Origin of the sequence: Paraclostridium tenue (genome assembly GCF_039521565.1) — a bacterium.
In the GTDB taxonomy this organism is placed as follows: Bacteria; Bacillota; Clostridia; order Peptostreptococcales; family Peptostreptococcaceae; genus Paraclostridium; species Paraclostridium tenue.
In genome coordinates, this window is the sequence record NZ_BAAACP010000019.1 from 1 (window position 1) to 18,287 (window position 18,287).

Sequence of the window (18,287 nt, forward strand, 5' to 3'; positions counted from 1 at the left end):
AATATTTTTAAATTCTTTTATATTATTATTTATAAATTCTAATGTATTGTTATTTTTTACACTATGTGAACTAACTACTAACTTATCTTTTATTATATTTACATTAGTTATATTTTTCTTTATATCTAAAATTATATTTACATTATTATCAAGACATATTATTTTTTTATCTATAAGTGTTTGTAATATATTAAAATTAACTCCTAACTTAATAGGTTTTAATTTTAAAGATTTTGAAAGTTCTTTATAATTTTGTGATATTATTTTAGGCATGAGTATGACTTGAGTATTTATTTTATCTGATTCAATTCCTAAGAACTTATATTTTAAAATATAATCATCCATATTTATTGGCATATATTGATTTAACTCATATTTTATCAATCCTTGTATATCTTCTTTATGGTCTGTATTTATTATTTTTATATTACGATTTATTATGCTTTCATTTTGTACTAAATATGCCACTCTACTAAAAGGTAGTTTTATATTATTTATCTCATTTTTTATAAGTTTACTTACCTTTTCAATATTTGTAATTGTATTAATGCTAGATATTTCTTCACACTCTAATATTTTTGATAATTTTATATCTAATTTTCCAAAGTAATTATCTATAACTACTAACTTTATTAAGCCTGCTTCTATCTCTAGTGTTATTAATCTTATATTATCACCTCTATATACATTAATTAATTATTTATTCTACATACTATTATTGATCAGATATAGTTTTCATTTCTCTCGGATAAAAAAATTTATTATCTATCTTAACTGTTACATTACCATTGCTTACATTTACCTCAAACTCTTTACCATCAACACTTTGTGGTTTTGGTATACTTTCTAAATATTTTTCATTAACTAAATAGCTTAAATCAATATTATTTTCATCTACATTACTATTTAATGCTAATTTAGCTGCAGTAGCTATATTATTAGCAGTAACATAATCTGAATTTACCTTACTATCTTTACCTACATCAGTAAATTTTACTAAAGCTATACTAGACAATGTTCCCAATATAGCAACTACCATTACTAATTCTATAAGAGTAAATCCTCTTCTTTTTTTCATTTTATTATTCATAAACAAGCTCCTTTTTAATTATTTTTATTGAAATGATGTAACTGCATCAAATATAGGAATCATCATAGATATAACTATTGCTCCTATGGAAATCCCCATAATACTTATAATAATTGGTTCTATTGATTTAACTATTTTATTTATAAAGTTATCTAGGTCATTATCATAGTTAGTTGTTATACTATATAGGCACTTTTCTAAGCTGCCTGTTTCTTCTCCTACTTCTATCATGGATATATCTATTTTAGGAAATACTCCTGCTACCTCTAACGAATTAGTTATACTATTTCCTCTTTGTAAAAAATCTTTAGATAAATACAATCTTTGTTTTATATATCTATTCTTTATGACGTTAGAAGATATATCTAAGGCATCAATAACTTGTATTCCGCTGCTTATTAAAATATAAAAACACCTTATAAACTTACTAACCTCTATTGTTTGTATTATTACTTTTGAAAACTTAAATTTAAATATTCTTTCATCAAAATAAAGTTTTAATTTGTAAGATTTTGATATAAATTTATAACTAATCAATAATAAAATTATCCCTAAAATAATTATTAATTCATAGTAATCTCTAAAAAAACTAGATACTTCTATCAAGATTTTTGTACTTACAGGTAAATTTGTTTCATTACTAATAAATGATGCTTGTAAACTTGGAACTGCATATATAAGCATAAATAAAATCACTAGTATACATACAACCACCAATAGTATTGGATATATCATAGCTGTCATTAATTTATTTTTAAAATCGTATTCTTTTTTATAAAAATTAGATAAACTTATAAGTATTTCATCTAACTTCCCACTTACTTCTCCTGCTTTTAACATATTTATAAAAAAGTTTGAAAACATATTGGTATTTTGAAATGATGTTGAAATAGAGCTTCCTTTTTGTAAATTGTAATTAACTTTTTTTAGAATTGATTTTAATTTATGACTACAATTAGATTGAATTGTATTTATTGAATTTGTAATTTCACATCCTGAAGATATCAACATTCCTAATTGATTACACATAGTCGATAATTCTTTGTTTTTTACTTTGTTTATACTTTTTTCTTTTATTAATTTTATATCTGCTATTTTAAGCTCTTTTTCTAAAGCATATGAATTTAACTCATATTCTGAATCAAACTCTAATTTTACACTTTTTCTATTTCCTTCTTTATCATATATTACGCATTCATATATAGCCACACATTCACCTCTAATCATTAAAAAAATCTACTGATAAACATTCATTTACTGTAGTTATTTTTTCCTTTAGTAAGTATGCACAACTATCTTCAAATTTAATCATATTGCTGTCTTTAGCAATGTGATAAATTTCTTCTATATTTTTACACTCTATTATAGCTTGTCTTAAACATTTATTTATTTCTACAACTTCATTTAGTGCTATTCTTCCTTTATATCCAGTATTGCTACACTCATTACATCCTTTTTCTAACTTCACTCTTGTATTTAATTCTATTTTTAAGTTACTAGCAACTTCTTTATCTATAATATTTTCTATACTGCAATTATTACACACTCTTCTTACTAGCCTCTGTGAAACTATACCCTTTAAGCAAGATGCTATCAAGTATCTAGGTATATCCATATCTAGTAATCTATTTATTGCTTCTACTGCATTGTTAGTGTGCATAGTACTTATAACTAAATGGCCAGTAGATGCTGCTCTCATTGCAATTTTAGCAGTTTCTACATCTCTTATTTCTCCAACCATAATTATATCTGGATCCTGACGTAAAATGGCTCTTAATCCACTAGCAAAATCTAGTCCTATTTTCGTATTTAAAGGTATTTGATTTATTCCTTCTATTTTATATTCAACTGGATCTTCTATAGTTACAATATTTTTATCCATCATTTTAAAATCATTTAATATAGAATACAGCGTAGTAGTTTTTCCACTTCCTGTTGGGCCTGTTATAAGCAAAATTCCACCCATATTATGTATCATTTTATTAATTTTATTTATAGCTTTTTCTGAAAATCCAAGTTCTTGCTTATTTCTTAAAAACTTATTTCGATTTAATAGTCTAATTACAGCTTTTTCACCATGTATAGTTGGAATAGTTGATATTCTAAGATCTATAATTTCTCCATTTATATTCTTATCTATCCTCCCATCCTGAGGTAGTCTTTTTTCTGCTATATCAATTCCTGCTAATAATTTTATAACTGTAACTAATTGCATATGAATATTTATAGGATAACTATAAATTTCTTTTAAATAACCATCTATTCTCATTCTGATTTTTAATGTATTTTCAAAAGGTTCTATATGTATATCGCTAGAATTAAATTCTAATGATTTCTTCAAAATCTTATCTAATATAGATTTTGAATATTCCTCCTTATCCAAAATATCTTTAGAATAATATTTATCAATACTCTCATTTATATAATTTTCATCTTCTATTTTTAAAATTATATTTTTACCAGTTGCTAGTTTAAAATCTTCTATTGCATATATATTTTCTTCAGCTATAGCTATAGTTAGATTATCATTATTACTATCTATAGGTATAGCTTTATATTTTAAAGCTAACTTTTTAGGCACCATAAGTGGCGCTTTGTTATCTAATACTAAAATATTACCAACTCTCCCTTAAAATATTTTAATTTATTTTCTACTTATAGTTATGCTATATTGATACTTTGTGTATTTTTTATAATACTATCTTCATAAATATAAGATCTTCTTATTATATAAACAATCTATCTATAATACTAACTAACATTATTAACATATATGATATCTTCATACATATTTTTTAATAACATTATATAAAAAAGAGCTTAATAACTCTTTTTTATATAATGTCTAATATTTTTTTAATTATATGCCAATATCTTATCTATTAATAAGTCTTTTAATTTATTTACTTCATTAAAATTCATATAAGGTATATAATATTGTTCTAATTTATCATGTTGCTCTTTTGCTTTCTTTATGTTTAATAATCCATAATTAATTAATTCATCCAACATGTTATTACTAAATTCTAATTCATCTTTATATTTTTCATGTTTATTACTATACATAAATTCATTTAAATTTATTGTTTCAAAATTACTATCTTTAAATAATTTACTAGTTGTTATAGCTATATCTAAATCCTTTATAACTATTGTTTCTATTTTTTCTGGCAACAGTGGCGCATGAAAAATTTCTACTTCTATTCCATTTTCTGTAGCTTTACTTGCAACTTTATTCAATAAAGTTGATTTTCCAGTACCTAAATCTCCTTGTAAATAATAAACTTTTCCTATATCTTTTAATAAAGTATCTGTGTACTCCACATGTCCTATTGGTGATAAAGCACTTCCAAATAGATGTATTGGTGATTTATATTCACCATTAGCTTCTATACCTTTAAATATTTCTTTGATTAAATTTGAAGTAACTAAATTAACTTTTCCAAAATCCATACAATCTAAATTTTTAGACTCTATTTCATAAGCTATCGGTGCAGCTGCTTTAAAATATTTAAATCCTACTTGAAAAAATCTGCTTACTTCTTTATTACATGCTAATATATCTATTTTATTTTTCTCTATTTCTTTTCTGTCCCAAAATCTTCCTAAATCTAATATTTCATCTACTGCTCCTGGATTTTTAGGATCTACTATATGAGGTGCTGTAGCATCTAACATAACTGCTCCTAATTTTTTTATAACTATGGCATCTAGTGAGTCTGGGTCAGATGAACATGGGTATAAATCTACATCATAACCTCTAGCTATCATTTCTTGTGCTACCTTTTTCATTAAAGATGATTTTCCTACTCCAGGACCACCTTTCATACAAAATACTACATTTACATTCTTAGGTATTACATAATCAAAAAATGATTTAAATCCATTAGACGTATTTCCACCTGGAAACATCTTTCTTGTTTTGCCATCCATAAATTAATTCCCTCCAAACATCTTTTATTGCCTGTATTAAATTATTAAACTATTATAGTATTTGTGTTTGTCCAATAATTATTTATGAAGATTTTAAAATCCATTAATATACTTGCATATATTGGAATTACTCTATTTATTTAATATTATCACGGACTTAAATATATTTTTTATAATAAAAAAGTAGCTAAACTTTAAAGTTTAGCTACTTTTTATTAATCAACTCTTATTTCATATCCTTTTTCAGTGTATTGTGAAATTAACTCAGTCCATAATTCCTCAACACCTGTTTTCTTTAATGATGATATAGGGTAAATTTTCTCTTCTTTTGATAATCCTAATTTTTTTCTAATCATACTAAAGTGTTTTTGATATTGCCCTCTAGATATTTTATCTGCCTTAGTAGCAACAACAACACAATCATATCCATAATGTTTTATCCAGTCATACATCATTTTATCATCATTTGAAGGTTCATGTCTTATATCTACAAGTAAGCAAATAGCACATAACTCGTCTCTTTCTTGTAAATATCTTTCCATTATAACTCCCCATTTTTCCTTTTCAGATTTAGATAATTTTGCATATCCATAACCTGGTAAATCAACAAAATAAAATTCTTGATTTATTAAATAGAAATTTATAGTTCTAGTCTTTCCTGGAGTTTGACTCGTTCTTGCAAAATTTCTTCTATTTAATAAAGTATTTACTGTTGATGATTTTCCAACATTAGATCTTCCAACTAAAGCTATTTCTGGTATTCCTTCTGCTGGATATTGACTTTTATTTACTGCACTCATTGTAATTTCAGCACTTCTAATTTTCATTTATTTCACCGTTCCTTAATAATGCATGTTCTAATACTTCGTCCATATGGCTAACTAAAACGAATTCCATTTCATCTTTAACCTTTTGTGGTATATCATCTAAATCTGCTTCACATTCTTTAGGAAGTAAAACTTTAGTTATACCTGCTCTATGAGCTGCAAGAAGCTTCTCTTTAACTCCTCCAACCGCAAGTACTCTACCTCTTAAAGTTATTTCTCCTGTCATAGCAACATTATTTCTAACTGGTATATTAGTTAATGCTGATATAACACCTAGTGCCATAGTTATACCTGCAGATGGTCCATCTTTAGGTACTGCTCCTTCTGGTAAATGTATGTGTATATCATTTTCCTTATAGAAGTTTGGATTTATATCAAATTTATCTGCTATAGATCTTATATAAGATATACCTGTTTGAGCAGATTCTTTCATTACATCTCCTAATTTTCCTGTTAAGACAATTTGTCCTTTCCCTTTTAAAACATTAACTTCTGTAGTTAAAGTTTCTCCTCCAACTGCAGTCCAAGCAAGTCCTGTAACAACACCAACCTCTGGTTCTTTTCCTGCAACTTGATGTCTTACTTTTTGCTTTCCTAAATAATTTTCTAAATCATTTTTAGTTACAACTATTTCTTCTATACTTTCATCTTCAACATACTTTCTAGCAGCTTTTCTACATATAGTTCCAATAGTTCTTTCTAAACCTCTTACTCCAGCTTCTCTTGTGTAACTATTTATTATTTCAAGCATAGTTTCATCATCTATCTTAACAAATCCTTCTTTAAGAGCATGTTCTTTTATTTGTTTAGGTAAAAGATATTTTTTAGCTATGTTTAATTTTTCTTCTTCTATATATCCAGATATCTCTATTATTTCCATTCTATCAAGTAAAGGTCTAGGTATAGTACTTAATGTATTTGCTGTTGTAACAAATAAAATTTTAGATAAATCAAAAGGAACTTCTAAATAATGATCCACAAAGTCTTTATTTTGCTCCGGATCTAAAACCTCTAACATAGCTGCAGAAGGATCTCCTTTAAAATCAGATGCCATTTTATCTATCTCATCTAATAAAAATACAGGATTTTTACTTTTAGCCTCTTTAAGCCCATTTACAATTCTACCTGGTATAGATCCTACATAAGTTCTTCTATGTCCTCTTATTTCAGCTTCATCTCTAACTCCACCTAGTGATATTCTTACAAATTTTCTATCTAAAGAATTTGCTATAGATTTAGCTATAGATGTTTTACCTACACCTGGAGGTCCAACTAAACATAATATTGGCCCTTTTAAACTTTTAGATAATTTTCTTATAGCTAAATACTCGATTATTCTTTCCTTTACTTTATCAAGTCCATAATGCTCAGTATTTAATATTTCTTCTGCTCTTTTTATATCTAGCTTGTCTCTAGTTTCTTTATTCCAAGGTAATGAGAAAATAGTATCTAAATAATTTCTACTTACAGATAAATCTGGAGCCATAGGAGATATCTTAGAAAATTTATCTATTTCTTTTGATATTTTTTCTTTAGTTTCTTTAGGAGCTTTTAATTTCTTAAGTTGTTTTCTGTATGTATCAACTTCTGAATCTATATCTTCATCTTCTCCTAATTCTTTTTGTATAGCTTTAAGTTGTTCTCTAAGATAATATTCTTTTTGAACTTTATTCATACTTTTCTTTACTTTTAAAGCTATTTTTTTCTCTATTTTTAATAATTCTATTTCTTCTAATAATGTTTTTAATATTAATTCTAGTCTTGCTTGAATATCAAACTCATCTAAAATTGCTTGTTTTTGTTCTGGTTTTAAGAACATATTAGCTGCTATAGTATCTACAAATCTATCTTCATTATCCATCTCAGCTAAATTTATAAGTATTTCTGGTGATACCCTGTTACTTATATTTATATATTCTTCAAAAGCATCAAACACATTTCTAACTGTTGCTTGTACTTCTTTATCATCATTTATACTCTCAATATCATAAACAACTTCTTCTACTGATACACTTATGCAAGGTTCATCTTGATTAAATTTAGTTATTACTCCTCTTGATATTCCTTCAACTAATACCCTTACCCCTTCTCCAGGTAATTTCACTAACTGTTTTATTTTACATATAGTACCTGTATGATAATAATCATCTTGAGTAGGCATGTCTATTGATGAATCTTTCTGAGCTGTTAAAAATATCATTTCATCATCAGCCATAGCTTCATCTATTGCCTTTAAAGATTTCTCTCTCCCTACATCAAAACTTAATATCATATATGGGAATATAGCTAATCCTCTAAGAGGAACTAACGGTAATTCACGTTCAATTTTAGTATAATTTTTATCCATGCTAACATCACTCCTTCCAAATGCTAGATTGCGTCACTTTATTTATTATATATTTACATAATTGAATTTTCAATAATATTAGATATTTATTAATCATTAATATCCATTTATTACTATTATGTTATAATGTTATTACTTGTATACTAAATTTTAAATATGGAGGATTCTATGCTTAAACTTTTTCTAACCTTTTTAAAAATAGGTGCCTTTACATTTGGTGGTGGCTATGCCATGGTTCCACTCATAGAAGATGAGTTAGTTCATAAACAACAACTTTTAACTCAGCAAGAATTTATCGACTACCTATCTATTGCACAAAGTTATCCAGGTGTTTTAGCTGTAAATATATCTATTCTTCTGGGATATAAAACATATAAAATTCCCGGTGTATTAATTTGTACATTAGGTTCTATACTTCCATCATTTTGTATAGTATTAGTGTTATCATACTTTTATTTTCATAACCAAAGTTCTAATATCTTAAATGGTTTCTTTAAAGGTGTAAGCCCAGTGGTTATAGCTTTAATACTTTATTCATTTGTAAGTATGTTTAATAAATTACCCAAATCTAAGAAAAATATATCATTTTTAATTATATCATTCTTTTGTGTTGGTGTACTCAATATAAGTCCAATATATTTAATAGTATTAGGAGGTGTTTATGCTTTATGCCAAAAATCTTAATGCTCTTCCTAACATTCTTTAAAATTGGAAGTTTTAGTTTTGGTGGTGGCTATGCAATGCTTCCTTTCATTCAACAAGAATTCATACATAAGCATAATTTTATATCCAACCAACAATTTTTAGATTTATTAGCACTTTCTCAATCTACTCCGGGACCTATAGCTATAAATAGTGCCACTTTTGTAGGTTATAAAATATCTGGATTTTGGGGATCCTTGGCTGCAAGTATAGGTGTTATAATATTTTCATTAATAGGACTTACAATAATCTCAAAATTATTTGATAAATTCAAAGAAAATGAAAAAGTAGAAAAAGTTCTTTCTAGTTTAAGACCTATAACATTAGGATTTATACTAGCTGCTGTATATTCTTCAGCTACTGATATTCACTGGGGTATATATGAAATCATGGCATTTATATCTGCATTTTATTTATTATATACAAAAAGACTTGGATCCATATCTATAGTATTCATATACGGATGCATTGGAATATTATTATCTGTAATTTAAATATAGTTAAATTAAAAAGGAGCTTAATAGCTCCTTTTTAATTATGCACTTTCTTCTTCACCTTTTAATACTATGACTGGCTGTGCTTCTTCTTTTACAGATTCTTCTGTAAGTATTATCTTCTTAACATCATCTCTAGATGGTATTTCATACATTATATCCATCATTATATTTTCGACAATACTTCTTAATCCTCTAGCACCAGTATTTCTTTCAATAGCCTTTTTAGCTATTGCTCTAAGTGCTGAATCTTCAAACTCAAGTTCAACTCCATCTAACTCTAAAAGTTTTTGGAATTGTTTTACTAGAGAATTTTTAGGCTCTTTTAATATGCTTATTAAAGCATCTTCATCTAATAATTCTAAAGTAGCAACTACTGGTATTCTACCGATAAATTCTGGAATTATACCAAATTTAAGTAAGTCTTCAGTTTGAACTTGTGCATATATTTTACCAAGATCCATATCTTTCTTACTTTCAATCTTAGCTCCAAATCCTAGAGTTTTTTCTCCACCTCTTCTTTGGATTATTTTTTCTATTCCATCAAAGGCTCCCCCTAATATAAATAATATATTAGTAGTATCTAATTTTAAAAACTCTTGATGTGGATGTTTTCTTCCTCCTTGAGGCGGAACATTAGCTACTGTTCCTTCTAATATCTTTAGTAGAGCTTGTTGAACACCTTCCCCACTAACATCTCTTGTTATAGATGGATTTTCTGATTTTCTAGCTATTTTATCTATCTCATCTATATATATTATTCCTCTTTCAGCCTTTTCTATATCAAAATCAGCTGCTTGAATAAGTTTTAATAATATATTTTCAACATCTTCCCCAACATATCCAGCTTCAGTTAAAGATGTAGCATCTGCCATTGCAAACGGTACATTTAATGTTTTAGCTAATGTTTGAGCAAGAAGTGTTTTTCCAGATCCAGTAGGTCCTAATAAAAGTATATTACTCTTTTGTATTTCAACATCTTTATTAGACCCTTTATTTTTACCATATATTCTCTTATAGTGATTGTATACTGCTACTGATAAAGCCTTTTTAGCTTTCTCTTGACCTATTACATAATCATTAAGAGTCTCCATTATTTCTTTTGGTTTAGGTAAATTTACAGCTTCTTCTTCAGTTATCTCTTCTACTTCTTCTTGAATTATTTCATCACATAGTTCAACACATTCATCACATATATATACATTTGGCCCTGCAATAAGTCTTCTAACTTGTTCTTGATTTTTTCCGCAGAATGAACATTTTAATTGTCTTTTATCTTCATACTTTGACATATTAACACCTCTCTTATCTACGGCCTTTTAGTAATTACTTTATCTACTAAGCCATATTTCATAGCTTCATCAGCACTCATAAAGTTATCACGTTCAGTATCCACTTGAATTTTTTCTATAGGCTGACCTGTTCTTTCAGCTAATATAGAATTTAACTTATTTTTCATACTAATTATTCTTTTTGCATGTATCTCTATATCTGTTGCTTGCCCTCTAGTGCCTCCTAGTGGTTGATGTATCATTATCTCACTATTTGGAAGTGCTAATCTTTTTCCTTTTGCTCCTGCTGCTAATAAAAATGCTCCCATAGATGCTGCCATCCCTATACATATTGTAGAAACATCTGGTTTAATATATTGCATAGTGTCATATATTGCCATTCCAGCAGTTATACTTCCTCCTGGAGAATTTATATATAAATGTATATCTTTATCTGGGTCCTCTGCTTCTAGAAATAATAATTGAGCTACTACAAGTCCTGCTGTAGCATCATTTACTTCATCGCCTAAAAATATTATTCTATCTTTAAGAAGTTTTGAATATATATCGTAAGATCTTTCTCCTCTTCCTGTTTGTTCTACTACTACAGGTACTAATGCCATGGATTATACCCCCTATCATAATTATCTATATATACAATATACAGTAGCTGAAACAGCTACTGTATGAATATACTTAAATGATTAAACTAATTTAGCGCTATCAACTAATAAATCTATTGTTTTTCTTATTTTTAATTGACCTTTTATATCTTCTAAATCTGTTGGTCTCATTGCTGATTTTATTTTTTCAAGTTCCATATTGTACATTTTAGCCATTTTTTCAACTTCAGCATCAACTTCTTCTTCTGAAACTTCTACATTTTCAGCTTTAGCTATAGCTTCTAATATTAAAGATGATTTAACTAATTTAGTAGCTTCTTCTCTTTTTTCATTTCTTAATTCTTCTATTGATCTTCCAGTCATTTGTAATAATTGCTCTAATTGTAATCCTTGGTATTGTAATTGATAGTTAAGTTCCATTAACATGTTGTCTATTTGAGTTTCAACCATTGCATTTGGAACTTCTAATTCAGTACCTTCAGATATTTTCTCAACTAAAGAATTTCTCATTTCAGCATCTGCTCTATATTTAGCTTCTTCTTCTACTTTAGCTTTTAAATCTTTCTTTAATTCTTCTAATGTATTGAATTCAGTTGTATCAGCTGCAAACTCATCATTTAATTCTGGTAATTCTTTCTTTTGAATGTTTTTTACAGTAACTTTAAAAGTTGCTGGCTTTCCTGCTAAGGTTTCAGCATGGTATTCAGCTGGGAATTCTACATTAACTTCAACTTCTTCACCTTTATTTTTACCTATTAATTGCTCTTCAAATCCAGGTATGAATGTGTTTGATCCTATAACTAAGCTATAGTCTTCTCCTTTTCCACCTTCAAAAGCAACTCCGTCTACAAATCCTTCGAAATCTATAACAGCAGTATCTCCACTTTCTATAGCTCTTCCTTCAACATCTACTAATCTAGAAGCTTTATTTCTCATTTCTTCTAATCTTAATTTTACTTCATCTTCATTTACAGTATAGTCAGGTTTTGCTATTTCTATACCTTTGTATTCTCCAAGATTAACATCAGGCTTAACTTCTACGTTAACAACCATAACTAATCCGTTGTCTTTGCTTATTTCTTCTATATCTAAGTCAGGTCTATCTATTGGATCTATGCTTAATTCATCTAAAGCTGTTGGATATATTTCTGGGAATAACATATCTATAGCATCGTTATAGAATACACCTTTTCCGTATTGAGATTCTATTATTTGCTTAGGTGCTTTACCCTTTCTAAATCCTGGTATATTGAACTTACCTTTGTTTTTGTTATAAGCTTTTGTTACTGCACCTTCAAATTTATCATTATCAACTGTTATTTTAAAAGTAACCTTGTTACCATCTCTCTTAAGTAATTCTGCTTTCATTATTATAATCCTCCTATTGGTTATGTATTCTTTTTTATATATAGTATAATAGATATCGTTACTATAATTTTACTATTTTATTATAACACATTCTTTTTTTTATTTACAAGTGTTCCATTTATATGAAATAATGATGCTAAATCACTTATTTCATAGCGTTTCTACCAAAATATCCACCTCTGACATTCTTTATTTCAGTTACCGCCACGAATGCTCTAGAATCATAGTCATTTATAGTTTTTTGGAAGTTTTGTAAGTGCTTTCTGTCTAATACTACTTGTAGTATATATTTTATTCCTTCTCTTCCTTTTCCTTCTATAACTGTAACTCCAAAACCATTTCTTCTTAGATAGTCCGCAAAATCATCTACATCTTCACCTGTAAAGACTTGAGCTGTTATAATACCTATAGCAAGTTTTTCCTCTAAAGTAATTCCTACCACATTTCCTGTTGCAAAACCAAGTGCATATGAAACTACTTTTACCATATCCCCCATATCTCCTAATACTTTATCCATAGCAAATAAATATATTAAGATTTCAAGAAACCCCACACAAAATGCAAGTTTTTTCTTTCCCTTTACTACAAAAATAGTTCTGACTGTAGCTAAAGTAACATCTGCACATTTAGCTAGAAATATGAGTAAATACCCCAAAACAAATTCCATTTAAATAATCCCCCAAAATTTTTTATATTCTAATTTCCTTAACACTCATATTGTCATCACTTATGTCTATTATAGCAAAACTTCTATAATCTACACCTCTTGGTAAAGATACACTACCAGGATTTATATAGATTATATTATCTTTTTCTTTTATTAAAGGTGTATGTGTATGACCAAATATCAAAATATCTGCATCTATTTCTCTAGCCTTATTTTGTAATTGTTCAAGTCCATATTTAACACCATATCTATCCCCATGACATACGAAAATATTTTTATTTTCTATTTCAAATTCTAATTCTTCTTCTACATTTTCAAAATCACAATTTCCCCTAACTGCCATCATTCCAACATTAGTCATTTTGTGAATATATTTTGAATCTACAAAATTATCTCCAGCATGTATAATTAAATCACATTCCTTTAAATAAGGTATAACTTTATCGATAAAACGGTTCATTCCATGAGTATCACTTATTACCCCTATTTTCATTATCTCACTATCCTTTTGTTAAATTCATCTCTCATAAGTTTTAATGAGTTAGCTCTATGACTTATAGAATTTTTTATTGAACTAGGTAACTCTCCAAAAGTTTTATTGTAATTATCTACTATAAATAATGGGTCATATCCAAATCCATTATCTCCCTTTTCTTCAAAGCCAATCATACCTTCACAGGTACCTCTTACTACAAACTCTTTTCCACTAGGGAATACTACTGCTATAGCTGATACAAATCTTCCTGTTCTTTGACTCATAGGTACATTCTTCATAGCTTTTACAAGCTTTTCTCTGTTTTGTTCGTCTGTAGCATTTTCTCCAGCATATCTAGCTGAATAAACTCCTGGCTTTTTACCTAAAGCATCAACCTCAAGCCCTGAATCATCTGCTATAGTTACCATATTAGTAGCTTTTGCTATAGTTCTTGCTTTTATTAATGCATTATGTTCAAATGTGTGACCATCTTCTACTATTTCTATTCCATCTAAGTTAACATCTTTAAGAGAGTATATGTTACAATCAAAATCTTCTAATATAGCTGATATTTCTTCTAATTTGTGTGCATTATTTGTAGCTATAATAATTTCATTTGGCTCTTCTTCCCCAAGAACTTCACTAGCAATTTTACCTAATGCTTTTCTTTGAGCTTTTAAAAGCTCTCTATTCCCTTTTTCTCCAAGCTCAAGTAATGCATTTAAATCTTTTCTACTAAATGGAGATTCTTCTCCTGTTCCTTGAACTTCTACAAACTCACCCTTATCAGTCATTATTATATTCATATCAACATGAGCATTAGAATCTTCTTCATAACATAAATCTAGAACATGCTCTCCATTTACTATCCCAACACTTATAGCTGATACAAAATTTCTTATAGGTAAAGTTTTTATTTGTTTTTTTTCATATAATGAGTATATCGCATCTGCTACAGCTACGAATGCTCCCGTTATAGATGCTGTTCTTGTTCCACCATCAGCTTGAATTACATCACAATCTACCCATATAGTTCTTTCACCTATTTTTGATAAATCTATTACTGATCTTATAGCTCTACCTATTAATCTTTGTATTTCTTGTGTTCTTCCATCTACTTTACCTCTAGATGATTCTCTTACTTTTCTTTGATGAGTTGCTCTTGGTAACATAGAATACTCTGCATTTATCCATCCTGTTCCACTATTTCTTAAAAAAGGAGGTACTTTATCTTCTATAGATGCTGTACATATAACTTTAGTTTCTCCCATTTCAATTAATACAGATCCTTCTGCATATCTAGTAAAATTTCTAGTTATTTTAACTGGTCTTATTTCATCATTTTTTCTGCCATCAATTCTTGTCATATATCTTACCTCACTTAAACATTTTTTATATCAAATCAATATTATCTAACTTAACTAAATTCTTAATATAACAATACGTTTACTCTAATATATTAGCACCATTTAATGCTAATTAGTAGTAATTTATTAAGATAATTTTCCCATTATTTCTTACTTTATCATCATCTCAACAGCTTCTTTAGAAGTTAGGTCTATCATTTCTAAAAACTTAGCTTCATCAATAACTGGTATTCCTAATTCATTAGCTTTTGTAAGCTTTGACCCAGCTTCTTCCCCTGCTAAAACAAATGTTGTAGATTTACTTACACTTGATGTAGCCTTTCCACCTCTTGCTTCTATCATTTCTTTGGCATCATTTCTTTTTAAAGTAGGTAATGTTCCCGTTAAAACAATCTTCATACCTTCAAATATATTAGCTAAACTTTCATCTTCAGAAACAATAGATTTGGTATTAACTCCAGCATCTTCTAATTTTTTAATAACACTTATATTTTTTTCTTCTTTAAAAAATTGTATAACACTATTAGCCATTATATCTCCAAATTCTTCTAAATTAATTAACTCATTAATATCTGCATTTATTATTTCATCTAGACTTTTAAAGTTTTTAGCTAATACCTTAGCTCCCTTAACACCTATATATTTAATTCCTAATCCGTTTATCAATCTATATAAATCATTCTGTTTAGATTTTTCAATTGCATTTATTAAGTTACTAGCTGACTTTTCTCCCATTCTTTCTAAGTTAATTATATCTTCTTTATTTATATAATATAAATCAGCTATATCTTTTATTATTTTATTATCTAGCAATAATGTTACTATAGATTCTCCTAACCCTTCTATATTCATTGCATCTCTAGATGCAAAGTGAATTATTCCTCTTCTTATTTGAGCTGGGCAACTTATATTTATGCATTTAACTGCAGCTTCGCCTTCTAATCTTACTGTTGGTTCTGAACATACAGGACATTTTTCAGGTAATTTGAATATAATCTCATCTCCAGTACGTTCATCTTTCACAACCTCTACAACTTGAGGTATTATATCCCCTGCTTTTTGTACTATTACAGTATCTCCTATACGAATATCTTTCTCATTTATATAATCTTCATTATGTAAAGTTGCACGAGAAACTGTAGTCCCAGCCAGTCTAACAGGCTCTAGTATAGCTGTTGGAGTTATAGTGCCTGTTCTTCCTACCTCTACAATAATATCTATAAGTTTAGTTTTCTTCTGTTCTGCTGGAAACTTATATGCAATAGCCCATCTAGGACTTTTAGCAGTATAACCCATCTTTTCTCTTTGAGATAAGTTGTTTACTTTTATAACCATTCCATCTATTTCAAAAGGAAGACTAGCTCTGTTAGTAGTCCAATGCTCTATATGTTTAATTATTTCATCCATGTCATTAAATACCTTATAATTAGGACTTACTTTAAACCCTAATTTAGATAGATATTCTAATGATTCACTATGAGTTTTTAACTCAGTGTTTTCTATGTACTCTAAATTAAATATAAATATATCTAATGGTCTCTTAGCTGTTAATTTAGAATCTAATTGTCTTAAAGTTCCTGCAGCTAAGTTTCTTGGATTTGCAAATAATTGTAATCCTTCTTCCTCTTGAACTTTATTTATAGCCTCGAAATTTTCCTTTGATATATATACTTCTCCCCTTACAACAATTTCTTCATTATCTGCTACTTTTAAAGGTATACTTTTAACCGTCTTTAAGTTTTGAGTTATATCTTCACCTATAATTCCGTTTCCTCTAGTAGCACCTTTTTCAAAAATACCATTATTATAAGTTAATCCTACTGATAATCCATCTATCTTAAATTCAACTACATATTCTACTTCTTCATTTATAGAATCTCTAACTCTTTTATCAAAATCTCTAAGATCTTGTCCTGAATATGCATTTGATAAACTAAGCATTGGTATTTTATGAGTTACTTGGTTAAATTTGTCAATTGGCTTTCCACCTACTCTATTGCTAGGAGAATCTGCTCTTTTTAGTTTCGGGTTTTCTTCTTCTAATTTTATAAGTTCTTTCATTAAATTATCATATTCAAAGTCTGATATCTCAGGAGAATCCTCATTATAATATCTATTGTTATGATAATTTATTAAATCTATTAATTCATTAATTCTATTTTTAGCATCCATATATATCACCTCTTATAAAAATACATATAAAATATTATTACCATTTTTGTACATATTAACTTAATATGTAATACTATCTTAGTATACCATAATTTACTTTTTTAAATTATAACTTAGCTTTTAATTAGAGCTTGTTTTAGATATGTATAATATTTTATTTATAAAAGCAAAAGTCCTTTAATCATCAATAATTAAAGGACTTTAATCTATTTAATATAAATACACTATTAATTTGTGTCATTACTGAGGTGTTTTGTGTATTTATTTAATATTATATTGTCCAATTTTTTATTTTTTATTTATAAATTTAAAGTTTATATTTATTAAGTTAGTTAATAATTACAGTTATATAGATTTAAATTTTATAGGGGTGGTTATATGTTAAAACTACATCATGAGCAAACACTAAAATACTATATAGATAAATATAATCTAAATGATATCTTTAATGTAAATTTCATTAAAAATATGGAATTGCATTGTTTTAATAAAAACGAATTAATAGTTTTTAAAAATAGTACACCTGATTATCTATATTTTTTAGTTGATGGTACTGTTATCAAATTTAAAGATTCATATAGTTTGCAAAATAATTCAAGTAATATATATGATGAATTTTGTATAATAGGAGCTTTAGAAATTTTTACTCATAGTAATTTTGATTATAACTTAAAGGCATTAGATGATTGTATATGCATAGGAGTACCCATTTATATAATTAAAAATATAGCTTTCAAAGATGCTCATTTTTTAAAATATTTTTGTGAATTTTTTAGTTCTAAAATTTACAACAACAACTTAAAATCAAATTTTTTTAACAAAGAAAAAGATGCTATATAGCATCTTCACAATAAAAGGGAATAGATAGTTTTTATATCTATCTATTGATATAGAGTTTAAATTTTGTACAATTATATAACAAAAAAAGCCGTGAAGGATTTATAAAACCTT

Annotated in this window: 17 protein-coding genes; 3 read left to right on the forward strand and 14 right to left on the reverse strand. The window is 27.4% G+C overall.

Annotation, left to right across the window (positions count from 1 at the left end):
• From ABFX13_RS12430 to lon, 7 genes are all read right to left on the reverse strand, one after another.
• The coding region (locus ABFX13_RS12430) for a hypothetical protein (protein WP_428833880.1) at positions 1-468 on the reverse strand (468 nt) is incomplete at its 3' end.
• 247 nt (positions 469-715) lie between these two features.
• Complete coding sequence (locus ABFX13_RS12435; protein WP_346046495.1) at positions 716-1,090, reverse strand: pilus assembly FimT family protein; 375 nt, start codon at positions 1,088-1,090, stop codon at positions 716-718.
• A 24-nt stretch (positions 1,091-1,114) separates the two neighbouring features.
• Positions 1,115-2,317, reverse strand: a complete 1,203-nt coding sequence (locus ABFX13_RS12440) for a type II secretion system F family protein (protein ID WP_346046497.1) — start codon at positions 2,315-2,317, stop codon at positions 1,115-1,117.
• Positions 2,310-3,674 (reverse strand): GspE/PulE family protein, encoded by a 1,365-nt coding sequence (locus tag ABFX13_RS12445; protein ID WP_346046499.1) that lies wholly within the window; start codon positions 3,672-3,674, stop codon positions 2,310-2,312. The genes ABFX13_RS12440 and ABFX13_RS12445 overlap by 8 nt, the downstream gene beginning before the upstream one ends.
• A 272-nt stretch (positions 3,675-3,946) precedes the next feature.
• Positions 3,947-5,023, reverse strand: a complete 1,077-nt coding sequence (locus ABFX13_RS12450; protein WP_346046501.1) for an ATP-binding protein — start codon at positions 5,021-5,023, stop codon at positions 3,947-3,949.
• 215 nt (positions 5,024-5,238) lie between these two features.
• Positions 5,239-5,850 carry a ribosome biogenesis GTP-binding protein YihA/YsxC gene (gene yihA / locus ABFX13_RS12455; protein WP_346046503.1) on the reverse strand — a complete coding sequence of 204 codons (612 nt, stop codon included), beginning with the start codon at positions 5,848-5,850 and terminating at the stop codon, positions 5,239-5,241.
• Positions 5,840-8,197, reverse strand: a complete 2,358-nt coding sequence (gene lon, locus ABFX13_RS12460) for an endopeptidase La (protein WP_346046505.1) — start codon at positions 8,195-8,197, stop codon at positions 5,840-5,842. The genes yihA and lon overlap by 11 nt, the downstream gene beginning before the upstream one ends.
• A 168-nt stretch (positions 8,198-8,365) precedes the next feature.
• Between lon and ABFX13_RS12465 the strand changes: the two genes are divergently transcribed.
• Together ABFX13_RS12465 and ABFX13_RS12470 are read left to right on the forward strand one after the other, a co-directional pair.
• Complete coding sequence (locus ABFX13_RS12465; RefSeq protein ID WP_187527454.1) at positions 8,366-8,881, forward strand: chromate transporter; 516 nt, start codon at positions 8,366-8,368, stop codon at positions 8,879-8,881.
• On the forward strand, positions 8,866-9,393 hold the full coding sequence (locus ABFX13_RS12470) for a chromate transporter (RefSeq protein WP_346046508.1): 528 nt from the start codon (positions 8,866-8,868) through the stop codon (positions 9,391-9,393). The genes ABFX13_RS12465 and ABFX13_RS12470 overlap by 16 nt, the downstream gene beginning before the upstream one ends.
• A gap of 41 nt (positions 9,394-9,434) precedes the next feature.
• On the opposite strand, the gene clpX is transcribed toward ABFX13_RS12470, so the two are convergent.
• The 7 genes from clpX to ligA all read right to left on the reverse strand — a co-directional run bounded on the left by clpX (position 9,435) and on the right by ligA (position 17,336).
• Positions 9,435-10,685, reverse strand: coding sequence for an ATP-dependent Clp protease ATP-binding subunit ClpX (clpX, locus tag ABFX13_RS12475; RefSeq protein WP_346046510.1), 1,251 nt, complete (start codon positions 10,683-10,685; stop codon positions 9,435-9,437).
• A 17-nt stretch (positions 10,686-10,702) separates the two neighbouring features.
• Positions 10,703-11,287 (reverse strand): ATP-dependent Clp endopeptidase proteolytic subunit ClpP, encoded by a 585-nt coding sequence (clpP, locus tag ABFX13_RS12480; protein ID WP_346046512.1) that lies wholly within the window; start codon positions 11,285-11,287, stop codon positions 10,703-10,705.
• 81 nt (positions 11,288-11,368) lie between these two features.
• Positions 11,369-12,655, reverse strand: a complete 1,287-nt coding sequence (gene tig, locus ABFX13_RS12485; RefSeq protein ID WP_346046514.1) for a trigger factor — start codon at positions 12,653-12,655, stop codon at positions 11,369-11,371.
• A gap of 145 nt (positions 12,656-12,800) precedes the next feature.
• The gene (locus ABFX13_RS12490; RefSeq protein WP_346046516.1) at positions 12,801-13,322 is read right to left on the reverse strand and encodes a DUF2179 domain-containing protein; all 522 of its coding nucleotides are present in this window, start codon (positions 13,320-13,322) and stop codon (positions 12,801-12,803) included.
• 22 nt (positions 13,323-13,344) lie between these two features.
• Complete coding sequence (locus ABFX13_RS12495; RefSeq protein WP_346046518.1) at positions 13,345-13,815, reverse strand: metallophosphoesterase; 471 nt, start codon at positions 13,813-13,815, stop codon at positions 13,345-13,347.
• Entirely contained in the window at positions 13,815-15,164 is a 1,350-nt protein-coding gene (rph, locus tag ABFX13_RS12500; RefSeq protein WP_346046520.1) for a ribonuclease PH, read from the reverse strand. Before rph ends, ABFX13_RS12495 begins: the two co-directional genes overlap by 1 nt.
• Positions 15,165-15,314: 150 nt before the next feature.
• Positions 15,315-17,336: an NAD-dependent DNA ligase LigA gene (gene ligA, locus ABFX13_RS12505; protein WP_346046522.1), complete on the reverse strand. Its 2,022-nt coding sequence runs from the start codon at positions 17,334-17,336 to the stop codon at positions 15,315-15,317.
• Between the two features lie 378 nt (positions 17,337-17,714).
• Here ligA and ABFX13_RS12510 point away from each other — a divergent pair, with 378 nt between their 5' ends.
• Positions 17,715-18,176, forward strand: coding sequence for a cyclic nucleotide-binding domain-containing protein (locus ABFX13_RS12510; protein ID WP_346046527.1), 462 nt, complete (start codon positions 17,715-17,717; stop codon positions 18,174-18,176).
• The last annotated feature ends 111 nt before the right edge of the window (positions 18,177-18,287 follow it).